The following is a 14,500-nucleotide window of genomic DNA, read 5'->3' as shown; positions in this document are numbered from 1 at the left end:
CCCGGCCCCGGTTTCGGCTACAGCTTAAACTAAATCGGCGACGGTCCGGACCGCCGGAGTCAGCCCCCGAACCACGGCTCGAACGCGGTCGCCGGCACGGTCTCGCCGTCGAGCACGATCCGGCGCGGCGGGCCCGCCCCGACCACCGAGACCCCGCGCACGTCCAGCGGACCGTCCACCCGCACGTGCAACGTGTCGCCGTCGCGGCTGGCGGTGACCGTGGTGTCGCCGGCCTCGTCGCGTACCACCGTGACGGCGTCGGCGCCGCCCCAGGCCACGAGCGTGACGTCGCGGAACGGCCCCTCGGCGACGGTGGGGGCGGCCGGGGTCACCGGGATCAGCGCCCCGCGTCGCACGTACAGCGGAAGGCGGTCGATCGGCACGCGTACCCGCAGGTGTCGGCCGCCGCTGTGGCCCTCCCCGGTGGTCGCGTCCAGCCAGTCGTCGCCGGCCGGCAGGTAGACGGCGCGTTCCCCGGACGGGTCGAGCACCGGCGCGACCAGCAGGTCGCGGCCGAGACGGTACTGCAGGTCGGTGGTCCAGGCGGTGGGGTCGTCCGGGGTGTCGACGAGCAGCGCGCGCAGCATCGGCGCGCCGGTGCGGGCCGCGTCCACGGCCGCCGACCAGAGGTACGGCAGCAGCCGGTACCGCAGCCGCAGCGCGGCCACCGCGTGCCGTTCCGCCTCGGGCGGGAAGTCCCAGGGCAGCCGGCTGGTGGTGCCGTGCAGGCGGACCAGTGGCGAGAGCGCGCCGAACTGGGTCCAGCGCACGTACAGGTCCGCAGCGGGGGTGCCGTGGAAGCCGCCGGTGTCATGGCTCCAGAACGGCACCCCGGACAGGCCGTGGGAGAGCCCGCCGCGCAGCGTGCTGGCCATTCCCGGCCAGGTGGCGTTGACGTCGCCGCTCCACTGGGCGCTGTGCCGCTGCCCGCCCAGGTACGACGAGCGCGCCCAGACCGTGCGGTGCCCGGCCACCTCCTCGGTGACGTCGGCGACCGCGTCGTTGAACAGCAGCGCGTACACGTTGTGCAGCTCGACGCCGGTCATGCCGTTGTGCGCCACGGCGTCGGCGGGCACCGCCTCGGCGAAGTCGGTCTTGAACACCGCGACGCCCTGCGCGAGCAGGGGGCGCAGCAGGCCCTGGAACCAGCGCACCGCCGCCGGGTTGGTGAGGTCCACGATGGCGCAGACCGGATAGCTGCCGTGCCAGGTGTCGGCGACGTACGTGGCGCCGTCCGGGCGGCGCAGGAAGTAGCCGGCGGCCTCGGCGTCGGCGTAGAGCGGGCTGTCGGTCATCAGGTAGGGGTTCATCCACAGGCACACCCGGAACCCCTGCTCGGCCAGGTCCTTGAGCATCGCGGCCGGGTCGGGGAAGGCCCGCTCGTCCCAGCGCAGCTCCGACCAGCGCCCGGCGACCTGCCAGTAGCAGTCCAGGTGCAGCACGTCGCAGGGGATGTCGCGCTCGCGGATCAGCCGGGCCCGCTCCAGCACCCGCTGCTGGCTGTCCGGGAAGAAGCCGGAGGAGATCCAGGCCCCGAACGCCCAGCGCGGCGGTAGGTAGGGCCGGCCGGTCAGCGCGTCCAGCCGGTCGAGCACCTGCGCCGGGGTGGGGCCGGCCAGCACGTAGTAGTCGAGCAGGTCGTCCGGGACGAGCACCTGCACGCTGCTGTGGGTGCTGGCGCAGACGTCGAACTGCACCGGCAGGCCGCTGTCGACGAGCACCCCGTAGCCGCGGTCGGAGAGGTAGAACGGCACGTTCTTGTGCGACCGGTCGGACTCGCCGCCGAAGGCGTCGAAGTTCCACATCAGCGGTCGCTGCCCGCGCTTGTCCAGCGGGGTGAACTTCTCCCCGAAGCCGACGAACCGCTCGTCGCCGGGGGCGACGAAGCTCTCGTGCCAGGCGGCCGGCTCACCGTCCACGGTCGAGCGCCCGAGTGGAAGGGTGCGTCGCCGGCCGCTGATGTCCCGGGTGCCGGTGTCGGCGGCCAGCAGCAGCCGGCCGTCCGGGGTGAGGAACCGCAGCCCCCACTGGTCGAGGCGTACCTCGGCGACCACCGCGCCGGCGTCCACGCGCGCGTACGCGTCGTCGACGCTGACCACGGCCGGGTGCGGGGCGGGCCGGACCAGGGGCAGCGCCCGCGCCGAGCGGCTGCGCACGGCGAGGTCGTCGGCGAGGCGTACCCGCAGGATGCCGTGGCCGGCGGCCTCCACCCGGGCGACCACGGTGCGGCCGGAGGCGCAGGTGGCGGCGAGCGTGACCCCGTGCGCGTCGGTGGTGGCCACCTCGGCCCGCAGCACGTCGTCGGCACCCTCCTCACCGGGGGCGCGCACCGGCAGGTCGGGCGGGTCGGCCACGAACGTCTCGAACGGGACCAGGGGCGGGCGGTACGGCATGGGCGTCTCCTCGCGGCGACACGGGCGGTTCCGCCAGTTTCTTTGGAACCACAACTAACTGTCAATGAGTCCCCGCATTGACTTTCGCTCTCACCTGTTCTTACTTTGGCTTGGATGACAACTAAAGGACTGTGGGCCGACGGTCGACTCCGGTACGGCGGCGACTGGAACCCGGAGCAGTGGCCTCAGGCGGTGTGGCGCGAGGACGTCGCGCTGATGCGCGCCGCCGGCATCGACCTCGTCACCGTCGGCGTGTTCGCCTGGTCCCGCCTGGAGCCCGCACCCGGCCGCCACACCCTGGACTGGCTCGACCGGGTGCTGGACCTGCTGCACGACGCCGGCATCCGGGCCGCGCTCGCCACCCCCACCGCCTCGCCGCCGCCCTGGTTCTCCCTCGCCCACCCGGACGCGCTGCCGGTCACCGCCGACGGGGTACGCCTGCACCACGGCAGCCGGGACACCTACTGCGCCGCCGCGCCCGCCTACCGGACCGCCGCCCGGAGCATCACCGAGGTGCTGGCCGCCCGGTACGCCCACCACCCGGCGCTGGCACTGTGGCACGTGCACAACGAGTACGGCACCACCTGCCACTGCGCGCACGTCGAGACGGCGTTCCGCCGCTGGCTCACCGACCGGCACGGCGACCTCGACGCGCTCAACGACGCCTGGGTGACCAGCTTCTGGGGCCAGCACTACACCGACTGGGCGCAGGTCGCCCCGCCCGCGCCACGCAGTACCTGGGCAACCCCGGGCAGCTGCTCGACTTCCGCCGGTTCTGGTCCGACACGCTGCTGTCCGCGTACACCGCGCAGCGGGACCTGCTGCGCGCGGCGAACCCGGCGGTGCCGGTCACCACCAACTACGCGCTCGGCGACTGGGTGCCCGTCGACCACGCCCGCTGGGCACGGGAGGTGGACCTGGTGGCCGTCGACCACTACCCGTCCCGCACCGACCGGGGCGCCGAGGAGCAGACCGCGCTCGCCGCCGACCTCGCGCGCGGCTGGGCCCGTCACGGGGCCGGCCGGCCCGTGCCGTGGCTGCTGATGGAGAGCGCGCCGAACCAGATCCACACCGCCCACCGCATGCACACCAAGGAACCGGGCCGGATGATCCGGCACAGCCTCGCGCACGTGGCCCGCGGCTCCGGCGGGGTGATGTTCTTCCAGTGGCGCGCGCCGGCCGGCGGCGCGGAACGGTTCCACTCCGCGGTGGTGTCGCACGTCGGCAAGGACACCCGGGTGTTCCGCGAGGTCACCCGGCTCGGCGCCATGCTCAACCGGCTCGCCGGCACCGCCTCCGGTGCGGTGCAGGCGGGCGTCGCGATCGCCCACGACGCCGCCAGCGGATGGGCGCTGCGCCACCCCGGCATGCCCCGCTACGGCCTCGACCACCCGGGCGAGGTGGCCGCCGCGCACCGGGCGCTGTGGCACGCCGGCATCACCGCCGACCTGGTGACGCCCGGCGACCCGCTCGACGGGCACCGGCTGCTCCTGCTCCCCGCGCTCTACCTGGCCTCCGACGCCACCGTCGACTGGGTCCGCCGCCACGTCCACGCCGGCGGGCACCTGCTGGTCACCTGGCTCAGCGGGGTCGCCGACGAGCACGCCCGCGTGCGTCCCGGCGGCTACCCGGGCGCGTACCGGGACCTGCTCGGGGTGCGGGTGGAGGCGTTCCACCCGCTCGCCGACGACGAACGGGTGCCGCTGACCAGCGGCGGGATCGGCCGGATCTGGTCGGAGACGGTGCACCTGACCGGGGCGGAGCCGGTCACCGCCTACATCGGCGGGGTGCTGGACGGCCGGCCGGCGGTGACCCGGCACCGGGTCGGCGACGCCCACACCTGGTACGTCTCCACCCGCCCCGACGACGACACCTACCGGCGGCTGCTCACCGACGTGGCCCGCCGCGCCGGCGTCGGCCCCACCTGCCCCGAGGCGCCACCGGGTGTCGAGGCGGTACGCCGACACGCCGGCGACCACACCCGCCTGTACCTGTTCAACCACACCGACCGGCCGCAGCGGGTGCCGGCCGCCGGACACGAGCTGCTCACCGACGAGCCGGTCGCGGAGGTGCTCACCCTCGCGCCGGGCGGCGTGGCGGTGCTGCGCGAGGCGCGGCGCTGACGCGCGTACCGCCTCAGGGGGTGGCGACGGCGGCGCGCGAGCGGTCGGCGGCGATGCGCACCGCGAGCCCGGCCAGCACGGTGCCCATCACGTAACGCTGGACGCGGGCCCAGCCCGGCCGGCGGGTGAGGAACGCCGACACCGATCCCGCGCTGAGCACGATCAGCGCGTTCACGGTCAGCGCGATGCCGATCTGGGTCAGCCCGAGCAGCAGGCTCTGCACCGCCACGTGTCCGCGCGACGGGTCCACGAACTGCGGCAGCAGCGACACGTAGAGGATGGCGATCTTCGGATTCAGCAGGTTGGTGACCAGACCCATGGCGAACAGCCGTCGGGGCCGGTCCGGCGGCAGCGGCGCCGGGGTGAACGCGGACCGGCCGCCCGGGCGCAGCGTGCGCCACGCCAACCAGAGCAGGTAGGCCGCGCCGGCCAGCTTCACGGCCGTGTAGAGCGGCGGCACCAGCACGAAGACGGTGGCGATGCCGGCGACCGCGGCGGCCAGGTAGACGCCGAACCCGACCGCCACCCCGAGCAGCGACACGAGGCCGGCCCGCCGGCCCTGGGTGACCGACCGGGACACCAGGTAGACCATGTTGGGCCCGGGTGTGAGCACCAGACCGAGCGCCACCAGGGCGATCCCCACCACCGCACCGAGCGTGACCATGTCGCCCTCCCGCCGTCGGCCCTGCCCCGGACCCTACGCCGCCGGCGGTGACGTCACGGTCCTGCTCCGGCCGCCGCGCGGGGTGACGCGCGCCACCCGGACGACGCCATACTGACCGGATGTCGATCGTGTTGTCCGCCGACGCCACCCCCACCGCGCCCGGTCTGCTGCTGCGTCCGTGGCGCGACGGCGACGCCGACGCGCTGTTGGATGCCTACCGGGACCCGGTGCTGCGGGCCTGGACCAGCCGCCCGGTGACCACCCCGGCCGAGGCGCGGGACTACGTGCGCCGCAGCCGGCAGGGCTGGGCCGCCGACCGCCGGTTCAGCTTCGCCGTGGTGGAGGACGCGCCGGGGGAGCGGCTGGTGGCCTGCGTGGTGCTCAAGGAGGTCCGGCCGGGCCGCCCGGACGCCGAGGTCGGCTACTGGACGGCGGCGCCGGCGCGCGGGCGGGGCGTCGCGCCCCGGGCGGTCGAGGCGGTCACCGGCTGGGCGTTCGCCCGGTTCGCCGCCGGTGGGCTGACCCGCCTGGAGCTGCTGCACCAGATCGACAACCCGGCCTCCTGCCGGGTGGCGGAGAAGAGCGGGTACGCCTTCGTCGAGGTGCTGCCGGCCCGTCCACCGTTCCCCCGCGACGGGCACCGGCACGTCCGCCGGCTGACCTGACCGTCAGTCCGCCGGGGCGCCGAGCAGGCGCAGCAGCAGGCGCGGCTCGCCCGGCCACGCGTCGAGCAGCACCTGCCGGGGCACCTGCCGGCCGGCGTAGCGCAGCGCGAGGGCGACCACCACGACGTCGTCCAGCGGGCCGATCACCGGCAGGAACTCCGGGATCAGGTCGATCGGGCTGGCCACCCAGACACCGGCGACGATGATCGCGATCCGGGCGCGGCGCGGCACCCTCGGGTCCCGGCGCAGCCGCCGCACCGTGGTGGCGCAGTCGGGCAGGAACGCGGCCAGGTCACGCAGCGGCCCGGGCGGCAGCCGCCGGGCCAGCAGCACGAGCACCGCCCAGCTCACCACCAGGCAGGCCAGCGCCACCCCGAGCCCGATCAGCCAGTCGCGCATGCCGGGCACGCTACGCCTGCTCCCGGCACGGCCGGGAACAACCCCGGGCCCGTCCGACGCTGACCCTGGTCGGAGATTGGCGGATACGGTGGGTACGGGAGGTGACGGCGGTGACGACAGGCTGGGAGGCCGCGGTCGAGGCGCAGATCCGCTCGGCCCAGGAGCGCGGCGAGTTCGACAACCTGCCGGGCGCGGGCAAGCCGATCCCGGGCCGGGACCTGCCCTACGACGAGGGCTGGTGGATCCGCAGCTTCATGGAGCGCGAACAGATCCCGTCCGACCTGATGCTGCCCACGCCGTTGCAGTTGCGCCGCCGCATCGAGCAGCTCCCGGCCGAGCTGCGCGACCTGCCCACCGAGGAGGGCGTGCGGTCGTACGTGGCCGCGCTCAACACCGAGGTGGTGGCCTGGCTGCGCACCCCGACCGGGCCGCGGGTGGTGGTCCGCCCGGTCAACGTCGACGAGGCGGTGCGCCGGTGGCGGGCCGACCGGGAACGCGTCGCGGCCGAGCGGTCGGCGCCCGCGACGGTGGAGCCGCAGGACACCGGTCGACCCGCGGCGCGTCCCCGCCGCAGCTGGCGCTGGTGGCGCCGCTGACCGGGCGCCGCCGCACAACCGTGTGGCACGCCGATTCCTGACCGGCCGCGCCCGGCGTGGCCCGAACGCAGGTCACCAGGGCCTATTCTGGGGACATGGATCCGAGCGGTTTCGTCCGCAGCTCGCGTCGACCGCACGAGGCGCGGCCGGGACGACGGCCCGCCGTGGTCGCTGATCTCGGCGAGTTGAGAGGCCCGACCACCGGCGTCGTCGAGCTGCCCCACCGCCTGTTCTGGCAGCCTGACCGGCACGTCGACCTCGACCGGCCGGGCCTGTTGACCTGGATGTACGAGACCGTGCTCACCGAAGCCGTCCGATCCGACGAACTACGCACCTGGTTGCACGGCCCCACCCTCGTCCGACTCTGGCCCCAGCTCTACCTTCCCCGGGGGGTGCGGCACGCCTGGGAGGAGCGCCACCCGGTCCTGCGCTCCCGCGAGGCTGCCGCCTGATGTCGTCTGCACCCGACCAGTTCCAGCACGACGTAGCCCGCATCGCGCTCGCCGCAGCGAGTAGCCACGGGTTTGCCCTCGCCGGTGGTCAGGCACTGATCGCTCACGGCATCGGTGAACGGCCCACCGAGGACGTCGACCTCTTCACCAACGTCGACGGAGGCGTCGCCGCCGCGAGCGGACACGTCCGCGGCGCCCTGCTCGACGCGGGCTTCCAGGTCGAGATCATGGCCGAGTCCAGCGAGTTGAGCGGTGTCTTCTACGGCTTCGGCCAGGACATGACCGAGTTCGAGGTTCACCGGGACGACCAGGTCGTTCGGCTGCAACTCGTGCGCTTCGCCCGCACCGCCAGCCCCGTTGTCCTCGACATCGGCCCGGTGCTGCACCTCGACGACGTCATCGGCACGAAGGTCGCAGCCATGGTTACCCGTGCTCAACCCCGCGACTACATAGATGTCGCGGCACTCATGAAGCGTCACGACCGGCATGAGTTGATCACGCTCGGGCGTCGCGCCGATCCCGACCTCACCGACGAAGAGGTCTCCGATGCGATCCGACGGCTCGACCGGCTACCCGACACCGTCTTCGCGCTCTACCGACTCACCCCCACGCAGATCCACGAGCTGCGCAAGGCCTTCACGGACTGGCCCCGGGCGAGCGCTGCCTAGCGCGCGGCGCGTGAGACGGCATCCGCACGGTGTGAGACCCGCCGCACGCGGAGCACGCAGGTCAGCATCGGAAGCGTGAACTCGCCGGCCGCGGTCTCCGGGCGGCTCGCCAGGAACGCGCGGATCCGACCGAGCGTGGCGTCGCGTTCCTCCGCCGGCATGACCAGCATCCCGGCGCGGGTGGCCAGCGTCGCCACCAGGGAGTCGGCGGTGCGACGCTGTCCGTGCGGGAATTCGGCCTGCTCCGGCCGTTCGAACCGGGCTGCGGCGCCGTTGGTCGGGACGTGCATCCGCGCCGTCTCGACGCGCCAGGAGGCGGGCGTGTCCCGGGGGCCGACGGCGGCGCTCCCGCTGACCCGCGCCAACTCGGCGACCCAGTCCACCCGATCGTCCAGCACGTTCCACAGCCCGGCCAGGGTGCCGCCGGGCGCGAGCACCCGGGCGATCTCCGGACCGGCGACGGCCATGTCGAACCAGTGCATCGCGTTGCCGGCCAGCACGGCGTCGACGGACGCGTCCGGCAGTGGGATCGCCTCGGCGCTGCCCGGCAGCGCGCAGACGTCCGGCACCGCGCGGCGCAGCTCGGCCAGCATCGCCGGATCGGGTTCGACCGCGCTGACGTCGACGCCGGCCGCGCGCAGTCCGGCGGTGAGCTTGCCGGTGCCGGCGCCGAGGTCGAGCACCCGCGGGCCGGGCGCGTGTGCGAGCGCCCACCGCACCGCGTCGCGCGCGTAGTCCGGGCGGTGTTCGGCGTACGCGGTCGCCGCCGCGCCGAACGACGAGGAGTGTCGGAGCTGGTCGTCGTGTCCCATGGACCCGGCCTTTCCGTCGTTCGCCTCAGCGGTTTCCCGCGCCGCCGGTCAGCGCCTGCATCAGCGGCAGCGGGTTGATGTAGTCGCGGTAGGACACGACGAGTCCGTCCTGCACGCGGAACACGGCGATCACCGTCTGCTCGAACGGCTCTGCGGTGGCGACCACGCTGCCGACGGCCTCGTACTCCACGACGACCACCTCGGGGTCGAGCGTCTCGTGGATCATCACGTCGCGGTACTCGTCGAGCGTGATCAGGGTGCCGGCCGTCTCGATCAGGTGCCGGCGGACCTCGGCCCGCCCCGCACCCGGCCGGGCACACCGGCGGGGCGGAACGGCCACTCGATGTAGCCTTCCGGGGCCATCAGCTCCACGAAAGCCTCGACGTCGCCCTTCCGGCCGGCGCGCAGGATCCGCTCGACGACCTCCCGTGCCCGGCCCGCCATCGTGCCTCCCGAGATGGATCCGCATCGACGGAACCAGCCTAGGTCGTGTCTCCTGGATCTTCCGGGGTGGGGTCGAGGCGGAGATTGAGGAGTTCCAGGCCGGTGACGGGCCGGAAGCCGGCCCGGGTGTAGAGCGTCAGGGCCGGGACGTTGTCGGTCTCGGTCTGCAGCGACAGGCGAGAGGCACCGGCAGCGCGCGCACTGTGGATGACGTGCTGCAGGAGTGCGTGCGCGATACCGCTACGGCGATGGCGCGGGGCCACGTACAGGTCACGGATCGACCATGCGGTGCCCAGCATGAGCGATGCGGGCATGACCATGGCCGTGACGAAACCGCAGACCTGATCGGCCTGGATGGCGGCAGCAGCGGAGATCCGGTGCTGTGCGAGCTGGTCGTGCAGCCAGGAGCGGGTCGTCTCGGGAGATGACGGTAGGCCGTAGTGCACCCGGTAGGCGTCGAACAGGGCAGCGGTGCGGTCGAACGCCGGATGAGCACAGGTCATCGGCACGATCGTCGTCGTCACTCCGCAAGTGTCGCCCACGCGCCGGTCGCGGCGGGCGGGGTGCCCGCCACGACCGGCGCGTCGCTAACCCTCGGCCAGCACGGTGAAGGTGAAGTCGGTGCTTCTCGGGCGGCGCAGCGGCACGTCGCCCTTGACCCGGCGCAGCACCTCGTGGCGGCTGAGGCCCAACCCGTGGGCGATGAGCCGATCCGGGCGCACCGGCACCGGATCCTCGAAGGTGACCTCGACCCGCAGCGGCCACGCCTCGGCGGGCCGTTCGGTCGGGGTGTCCAGACGCCAGACGCCGGTCCAGTCCAACGTGAAACGACCGCGCCGGGCCAGCGCCGGGTCGACCAGTGTGGCGGCGACCAGGACCGGGTCGTTGAGGTGGTAGCCGTGGAGCGTGACCGGGTCGAGCGAGCTGACCGGCGCCCGCTCGTGCACGGTCAGCTTGCTGGTCCGGTCGCAGGAGACGCACCGGACCAGCAACCAGACGTCGAGCAGTTTGCCGTTGGCGTTGACCCGGAACCGGCCGTCGCCGGTGGTGGCGGACTCCGATCGGCAGTCCACACAGCGCAGTGACAGCAGCGGAAGCCTGGTCCGGCGGACGAACCAGGGCAGCACGATATGGGGTGATGAAGACATGAGGACGGAAAACCTGATCTCTGTAGACCTGACACGAGGCCGATGACGCGCGGCCTCGATCGCCGTGTGACCGGGCGCGCGGAGGCAGCCCGGCGGAGCCGACGGGGAAGCGTCGGCTCGGGTGGGTGGAAGGCGTGTCAGGTTCAGAGAGCAGGCGGGGTCACGCGGTTCGTCCTCTGTCCTCAGGGGTGCGGGGTCGCGGCGACCGTAAGCGAGGGCCGAGGTACGCCTCAAGCGCTTTACCGTCGACCCACGCCCTGATTAACGGATTACCGGTAATGACAATCCGTTAATTAGAGCCGACATAACGGACGAAACGTCGGTACATCATAATGACAGTTCTTGTGCGTAAGGATTCGCGCTGGTGTCGCCTGGCCGACGTCGACGGCAGGCACGCGGCGAAATGCGGCTGCCCCGCGCCGAGGCCTGAACTACGGTGCTCCGGTGCGGACAGACGAGACTCGGCAGGCGACACGGGCCGCCATGTCGAGCGCGTCCTCGCTCGGCCTGACCGCCCACGACGCCGTCGTCCTGCACAACTCCAACGTGCTCACCCTGCGCCTGCGGCCCTGCGACGTGCTCGCCCGGGTGGCCCCGGCCGCCGCGCACCGGTGCGCCCAGTTCGAAGTGGAGGTCGCGCGGCGGTTGGCCGAGGTCGGGAGCCCGGTGGCCGCGCTGGAATCGCCCGAGGTCCTTGCCCGGGACGACCACGTGGTCACCTTCTGGACCTACTACGAACCGGTGCCCACCCCGCCGATCCCGGACCGGGACTACGCCGGCGCGCTCGAACGCCTGCACGCCGGAATGCGTGTCATCGACCTGGCCACCCCGCGTTTCACCGACCGGGTCTCCGCGGCCCAGACGCTGGTGGCCGACCACACCCGGACGCCGCAACTGGCTGACGCGGACCGGCTCCTCCTCGCCAGCACGTTGAGCCGCATGCGGGAAGCGGTCAGCGGGAGCGGCCGGCCCGAGCAGCTCCTGCACGGCGAACCTCATCCGGGAAACCTGCTCTCGACCCGCACCGGGCCACTCTTCATCGACTTCGAGACGTGCTGTCGGGGACCGATCGAGTTCGACCTGGCCCACGCTCCCCCCGGCGTCGGAGACCACTACCCGGACGTCGATCCTCAGGTGCTCCGCGACAGCCGGGTTCTGGTGCCGGCGATGGTCACCGCGTGGCGCTGGGATCGCGACGACCAGTTCCCCGACGGCCGCAGACTCGGCATCGAGTGGCTGAGCCGCCTCCGGGAAGCAGTGGCCGATCCGGACGTCTTCGACGAGTCAGCCACCACCGGGAGGGCGCCGTGACCGTCATCGACAAGGTCGCATGGATCCGGCTGGAGAACGGCGCGATCCTCAGTTCGCGCTCACGCGGCAAGGACGTCTACTACCTGCCGGGCGGCAAGCGGGAGGCGGGCGAGAGCGACCTCGACACGCTCGTCCGCGAGATCCGGGAGGAGATGAGCGTCGTCGTCGACCCCCGCAGCGCCTCGCCGGCCGGTGTCTTCGAGGCGCAGGCGCACGGGCACCCGTACGGCACCGTGGTGCGGATGCGCTGCTACACCGCTCACTACCGGGGCACCCTCCGGCCGGCGAACGAGATCGAGGAGATCGCCTGGCTCGGCTACGCCGACCGTCATCGCGTCTCCCCGGTGGACCAGGTCATCTTCGATCACCTACGGCGAGGCGGTCGGCTCCGTTGACGACCGCTTCGGCTCAGGGCCGGTAGCCGGCCCGGGCGTCGGCCACCTCGGCTGCGCGTCGCTCGCGCCACCGCCGCTGCGCGTCGCTGTTGCAGCGTCGGCACACCCTCCGCAACCGGCCGGTTCCGGGGTCGACCTCCCGCGGGTGCCCGTTGCGGCACGTCGGCTGCTGCTGCCGCTGGCGGCAGTTGTCGGCGTGGCTGAGCTGACGCAGGTGGGTCGGCTCGATGCAGTCGGGCACGCCGCAGTCGTGACCCACCTCCAGCTCCGGTCGGTAACCGCCGACGAAGACCACGTACGCCGCGACGTGCGCCCACGCGCGCCCGGCCATCTTCTGGTGAACCCCGCGCCGGCTGCCGTAGCCGCGCACCAGGAGGCAGCCGCCGGGCGTGCGCTCCGACCGCGCCAGCAGGTAGGCGCGCAGGGACTCCTGGGTGAAGTGTCGGGACAGCCCGGTCACCTGGGACAGCATGCGCTGAGCATAGGCGGGCCAGGACCGTCCGGTTCACCGACGCGAGCCGCCCCCCGTGACGGGGGCGGCTCGCCGGTACGGTCAGCGTTCGGTGCGGTCGTCGATCTCGGTGCCGGACTCGCCGGGCCGGGCGCCGATCGCCTCCTCGGCGGCACGACCGCCGGTGCTCTCGTCACCCTGCCGCAGCGAGCTGCGGGGCAGCCCGGCGAGGTGCGCCGGATCCTCGATCGGCTGGTCCGGCCAGTCGTCCTGGCTGCCGTCGGCCAGCCCGGCCCGGCGCAACACCTCCACCAGGTCGTCGTGGGACAGACGCTCGGCATCCGGAATCCCGGCCCCGCGCGCCATCGACTGCAGCGTCTTCAGGTCTTCGCTCACGAATGTCTCGGCCATACCGGAGCCTTCCCGGCGCCCAAGACAAGGAAACCCGCTCAGGTCCGGGCCCCGCCGAGGCCCAGCAGCACCGCCAGGCCGAGCGCGCTGCGCGGGGCGTACGGCACGCGCCACAGTCCGCCGTGTGCCGCCGCGTACGTTTCGTCCCGCCACGGGTGCTCCTGCGCCGGTCCACCGCCGGTGCGCAGGTCGTGCACGAGCAGCGCGGCCATCAGGGTGTTGCTGGTGGCCGGCTCGAACACCTCGACACCGAAGCGGTGCGCCCCGGCGTACGCGGCGGCGAGCGCGCGGTTGCGCAGCACCGACCGGGTGCGGGTGGGCGGCGCGACGGTGAACGACACCGTGGCGCCGGCGTCGCGGGCCACCGCCGCGCGCCAGCGTTGCAGCCGCTTGGCCAACGCGTAGTTCGGCCCCTGCTGGGGCACCAGGCTGTCGTTGATGCCCGGGTCGGCGCCGGGCGGGTAGTTGCGGTGCAGCAGCCGGCCGCCGGAGATCAGCCGCAGGGTCCGTCGGGCCGGGCCACGGGCGGCGTACCCGCGCTCGGCGTGGGCGACCGCGTCGCCGGGGACCGCGTACACGTCGGTGGGGGTGGCCAGGAACGCCAGCGCGGCGTCCGGACGCTGCCGGGTCAGCTCGACGGTGAGCGCGTCGACGGCGGTGGCCACCCGGACGTTGGTGGCGCCGTCGGCGTAGACGTAGTTGCCCAGCACGAGCCGGCCGTCGAGCCCGGCGAGCCAGCGGGCGGCCTGCGGGAGGCGGTGCAGCAGGTCCGCCCCGGCGGCGGCGGTCAGTGCCGCGTCGTCGTCCCCGGTGTCCGGCGGCACGGGCAGGTGCAGCCGGCCGCCGTGGCGGCGGGCGGTGTGCAGGACGCGGCGCCAGATCTCCGGGCGGGGCAGGTCGACCGCGACGACGTCGCCGCCCCAGCGCAGCACCGAGGGCAGCGGGCCCATCTCGGCGCCGGCGCCGAGCACCACGATCCGTTGGTCGCGCAGGTCCAGCCAGTCCGGGTTGGCCAGCACCCGGCCGACCGCCTCGGCGCAGCTGGGCTCGATGACCCCGGCGTCGACCCACGCGTCCACCCGGCGGCGCAGGTCGTCGCCGCGCAGGCGTTGTCCCCGGTACGGCAGGGACAGCTCCCGCTCCACCGGCCCGGCGCCGGTGACCGTGGCGGTCCGCAGCGGCGGCTGCCGGTCGTCCGACGCGAACGCCTCGGCCGGCGTGGTCTCGGGGCCGCCGTCCGGCGGGGCGTACCGCATGCGGGTGTGCAGCGCGGCGAGGCCGTCGCGGGCGACGGTGAGCGCGGCGTCGCGGGAGAGCAGGCCGGCCTCGACCAATCGGCGGAAGTGGCCGACGTAGCCCCGCCGCCAGTCGGTCTCGTGCTCGGCGGAGCGCGCGCCGATCGGGTCGACCGCGCGCAGCGCGTCGGCGACCACGGCGCGTCCCAGCGCGGTCGTGCTGCGCCGGCCGTCGGCGGTCGCGGGGAACACCACCCCGGTCGGGCCGTCCACGGTCACCTCCTGCTCGCGGTCGTGGGGCCACTCTGCCGCATCGGCGTCGCCGCCGCCCGT

The 14,500-nt window shown here is 73.7% G+C and carries 18 protein-coding genes and 1 pseudogene; 8 read left to right on the top strand and 11 right to left on the bottom strand.

Annotation, left to right across the window (positions count from 1 at the left end):
* Nucleotides 1–59 precede the first annotated feature (59 nt).
* A complete protein-coding gene (locus CO540_RS04270; protein ID WP_099160991.1) occupies nt 60–2,393 on the bottom strand; it encodes a TIM-barrel domain-containing protein in 2,334 nt (777 codons plus the stop codon).
* Between the two features lie 114 nt (nt 2,394–2,507).
* Between CO540_RS04270 and CO540_RS31275 the strand changes: the two are divergent.
* Both CO540_RS31275 and CO540_RS31270 read left to right on the top strand, forming a co-directional pair.
* Nucleotides 2,508–3,613, top strand: a pseudogene (locus CO540_RS31275) (beta-galactosidase); the annotation flags it as partial.
* A 48-nt stretch (nt 3,614–3,661) separates the two neighbouring features.
* Entirely contained in the window at nt 3,662–4,516 is an 855-nt protein-coding gene (locus tag CO540_RS31270; RefSeq protein ID WP_371682286.1) for a beta-galactosidase trimerization domain-containing protein, read from the top strand.
* A 13-nt stretch (nt 4,517–4,529) separates the two neighbouring features.
* Here the strand turns inward: CO540_RS31270 and CO540_RS04260 are convergent, their stop codons facing one another.
* A complete protein-coding gene (locus tag CO540_RS04260; protein WP_099160990.1) occupies nt 4,530–5,180 on the bottom strand; it encodes a LysE family translocator in 651 nt (216 codons plus the stop codon).
* Nucleotides 5,181–5,299: 119 nt separating this feature from the next.
* On the opposite strand from CO540_RS04260, the gene CO540_RS04255 reads away from it, so the two are divergent.
* The gene (locus tag CO540_RS04255; protein WP_099160989.1) at nt 5,300–5,845 is read left to right on the top strand and encodes a GNAT family N-acetyltransferase; all 546 of its coding nucleotides are present in this window, start codon (nt 5,300–5,302) and stop codon (nt 5,843–5,845) included.
* Nucleotides 5,846–5,848: 3 nt separating this feature from the next.
* Here the strand turns inward: CO540_RS04255 and CO540_RS04250 are convergent, their stop codons facing one another.
* Nucleotides 5,849–6,244 carry a YkvA family protein gene (locus CO540_RS04250; protein ID WP_091574460.1) on the bottom strand — a complete coding sequence of 132 codons (396 nt, stop codon included), beginning with the start codon at nt 6,242–6,244 and terminating at the stop codon, nt 5,849–5,851.
* Nucleotides 6,245–6,354: 110 nt separating this feature from the next.
* Here CO540_RS04250 and CO540_RS04245 point away from each other — a divergent pair, with 110 nt between their 5' ends.
* The 3 genes from CO540_RS04245 (at nt 6,355) to CO540_RS04235 (ending at nt 7,960) form a co-directional block, all read left to right on the top strand.
* On the top strand, nt 6,355–6,840 hold the full coding sequence (locus CO540_RS04245; RefSeq protein WP_099164585.1) for a DUF1992 domain-containing protein: 486 nt from the start codon (nt 6,355–6,357) through the stop codon (nt 6,838–6,840).
* A gap of 95 nt (nt 6,841–6,935) precedes the next feature.
* The gene (locus CO540_RS04240; protein WP_091574459.1) at nt 6,936–7,292 is read left to right on the top strand and encodes a hypothetical protein; all 357 of its coding nucleotides are present in this window, start codon (nt 6,936–6,938) and stop codon (nt 7,290–7,292) included.
* Entirely contained in the window at nt 7,292–7,960 is a 669-nt protein-coding gene (locus tag CO540_RS04235; protein WP_099160988.1) for a nucleotidyl transferase AbiEii/AbiGii toxin family protein, read from the top strand. Before CO540_RS04240 ends, CO540_RS04235 begins: the two co-directional genes overlap by 1 nt.
* Here the strand turns inward: CO540_RS04235 and CO540_RS04230 are convergent.
* From CO540_RS04230 to CO540_RS04215, 5 genes are all read right to left on the bottom strand, one after another.
* Nucleotides 7,957–8,772, bottom strand: coding sequence for a class I SAM-dependent methyltransferase (locus CO540_RS04230; RefSeq protein WP_099160987.1), 816 nt, complete (start codon nt 8,770–8,772; stop codon nt 7,957–7,959). The two genes, CO540_RS04235 and CO540_RS04230, sit on opposite strands and share 4 nt — an antisense overlap.
* Before the next feature lie 25 nt (nt 8,773–8,797).
* Nucleotides 8,798–9,112 carry a nuclear transport factor 2 family protein gene (locus tag CO540_RS04225; RefSeq protein ID WP_253866453.1) on the bottom strand — a complete coding sequence of 105 codons (315 nt, stop codon included), beginning with the start codon at nt 9,110–9,112 and terminating at the stop codon, nt 8,798–8,800.
* On the bottom strand, nt 9,046–9,216 hold the full coding sequence (locus tag CO540_RS30755; RefSeq protein ID WP_253866450.1) for a hypothetical protein: 171 nt from the start codon (nt 9,214–9,216) through the stop codon (nt 9,046–9,048). Before CO540_RS30755 ends, CO540_RS04225 begins: the two co-directional genes overlap by 67 nt.
* 38 nt (nt 9,217–9,254) lie before the next feature.
* Complete coding sequence (locus tag CO540_RS04220; RefSeq protein WP_099160986.1) at nt 9,255–9,740, bottom strand: N-acetyltransferase; 486 nt, start codon at nt 9,738–9,740, stop codon at nt 9,255–9,257.
* Between the two features lie 63 nt (nt 9,741–9,803).
* Nucleotides 9,804–10,343: a DUF1062 domain-containing protein gene (locus CO540_RS04215; RefSeq protein ID WP_253866448.1), complete on the bottom strand. Its 540-nt coding sequence runs from the start codon at nt 10,341–10,343 to the stop codon at nt 9,804–9,806.
* 465 nt (nt 10,344–10,808) lie between these two features.
* Between CO540_RS04215 and CO540_RS04210 the strand changes: the two genes are divergently transcribed.
* Together CO540_RS04210 and CO540_RS04205 are read left to right on the top strand one after the other, a co-directional pair.
* Nucleotides 10,809–11,675, top strand: coding sequence for an aminoglycoside phosphotransferase family protein (locus CO540_RS04210; RefSeq protein WP_099160984.1), 867 nt, complete (start codon nt 10,809–10,811; stop codon nt 11,673–11,675).
* Complete coding sequence (locus CO540_RS04205) at nt 11,672–12,070, top strand: NUDIX domain-containing protein (protein WP_099160983.1); 399 nt, start codon at nt 11,672–11,674, stop codon at nt 12,068–12,070. The genes CO540_RS04210 and CO540_RS04205 overlap by 4 nt, the downstream gene beginning before the upstream one ends.
* Nucleotides 12,071–12,083: 13 nt before the next feature.
* Here the strand turns inward: CO540_RS04205 and CO540_RS04200 are convergent, their stop codons facing one another.
* The 3 genes from CO540_RS04200 to CO540_RS04190 all read right to left on the bottom strand — a co-directional run bounded on the left by CO540_RS04200 (nt 12,084) and on the right by CO540_RS04190 (nt 14,440).
* Nucleotides 12,084–12,542, bottom strand: a complete 459-nt coding sequence (locus tag CO540_RS04200) for an HNH endonuclease (protein WP_099160982.1) — start codon at nt 12,540–12,542, stop codon at nt 12,084–12,086.
* Between the two features lie 81 nt (nt 12,543–12,623).
* Entirely contained in the window at nt 12,624–12,932 is a 309-nt protein-coding gene (locus tag CO540_RS04195; RefSeq protein WP_091574451.1) for a hypothetical protein, read from the bottom strand.
* A gap of 38 nt (nt 12,933–12,970) precedes the next feature.
* Complete coding sequence (locus CO540_RS04190; RefSeq protein WP_099164584.1) at nt 12,971–14,440, bottom strand: hypothetical protein; 1,470 nt, start codon at nt 14,438–14,440, stop codon at nt 12,971–12,973.
* Nucleotides 14,441–14,500 lie beyond the last annotated feature (60 nt).

This window comes from Micromonospora sp. WMMA2032, assembly GCF_002688545.1.
In the GTDB taxonomy this organism is placed as follows: Bacteria; Actinomycetota; Actinomycetes; order Mycobacteriales; family Micromonosporaceae; genus Micromonospora; species Micromonospora sediminicola.
Note: the sequence above shows the minus strand (reverse complement) of the source record. Positions and strands in the feature narration are given on the sequence as shown.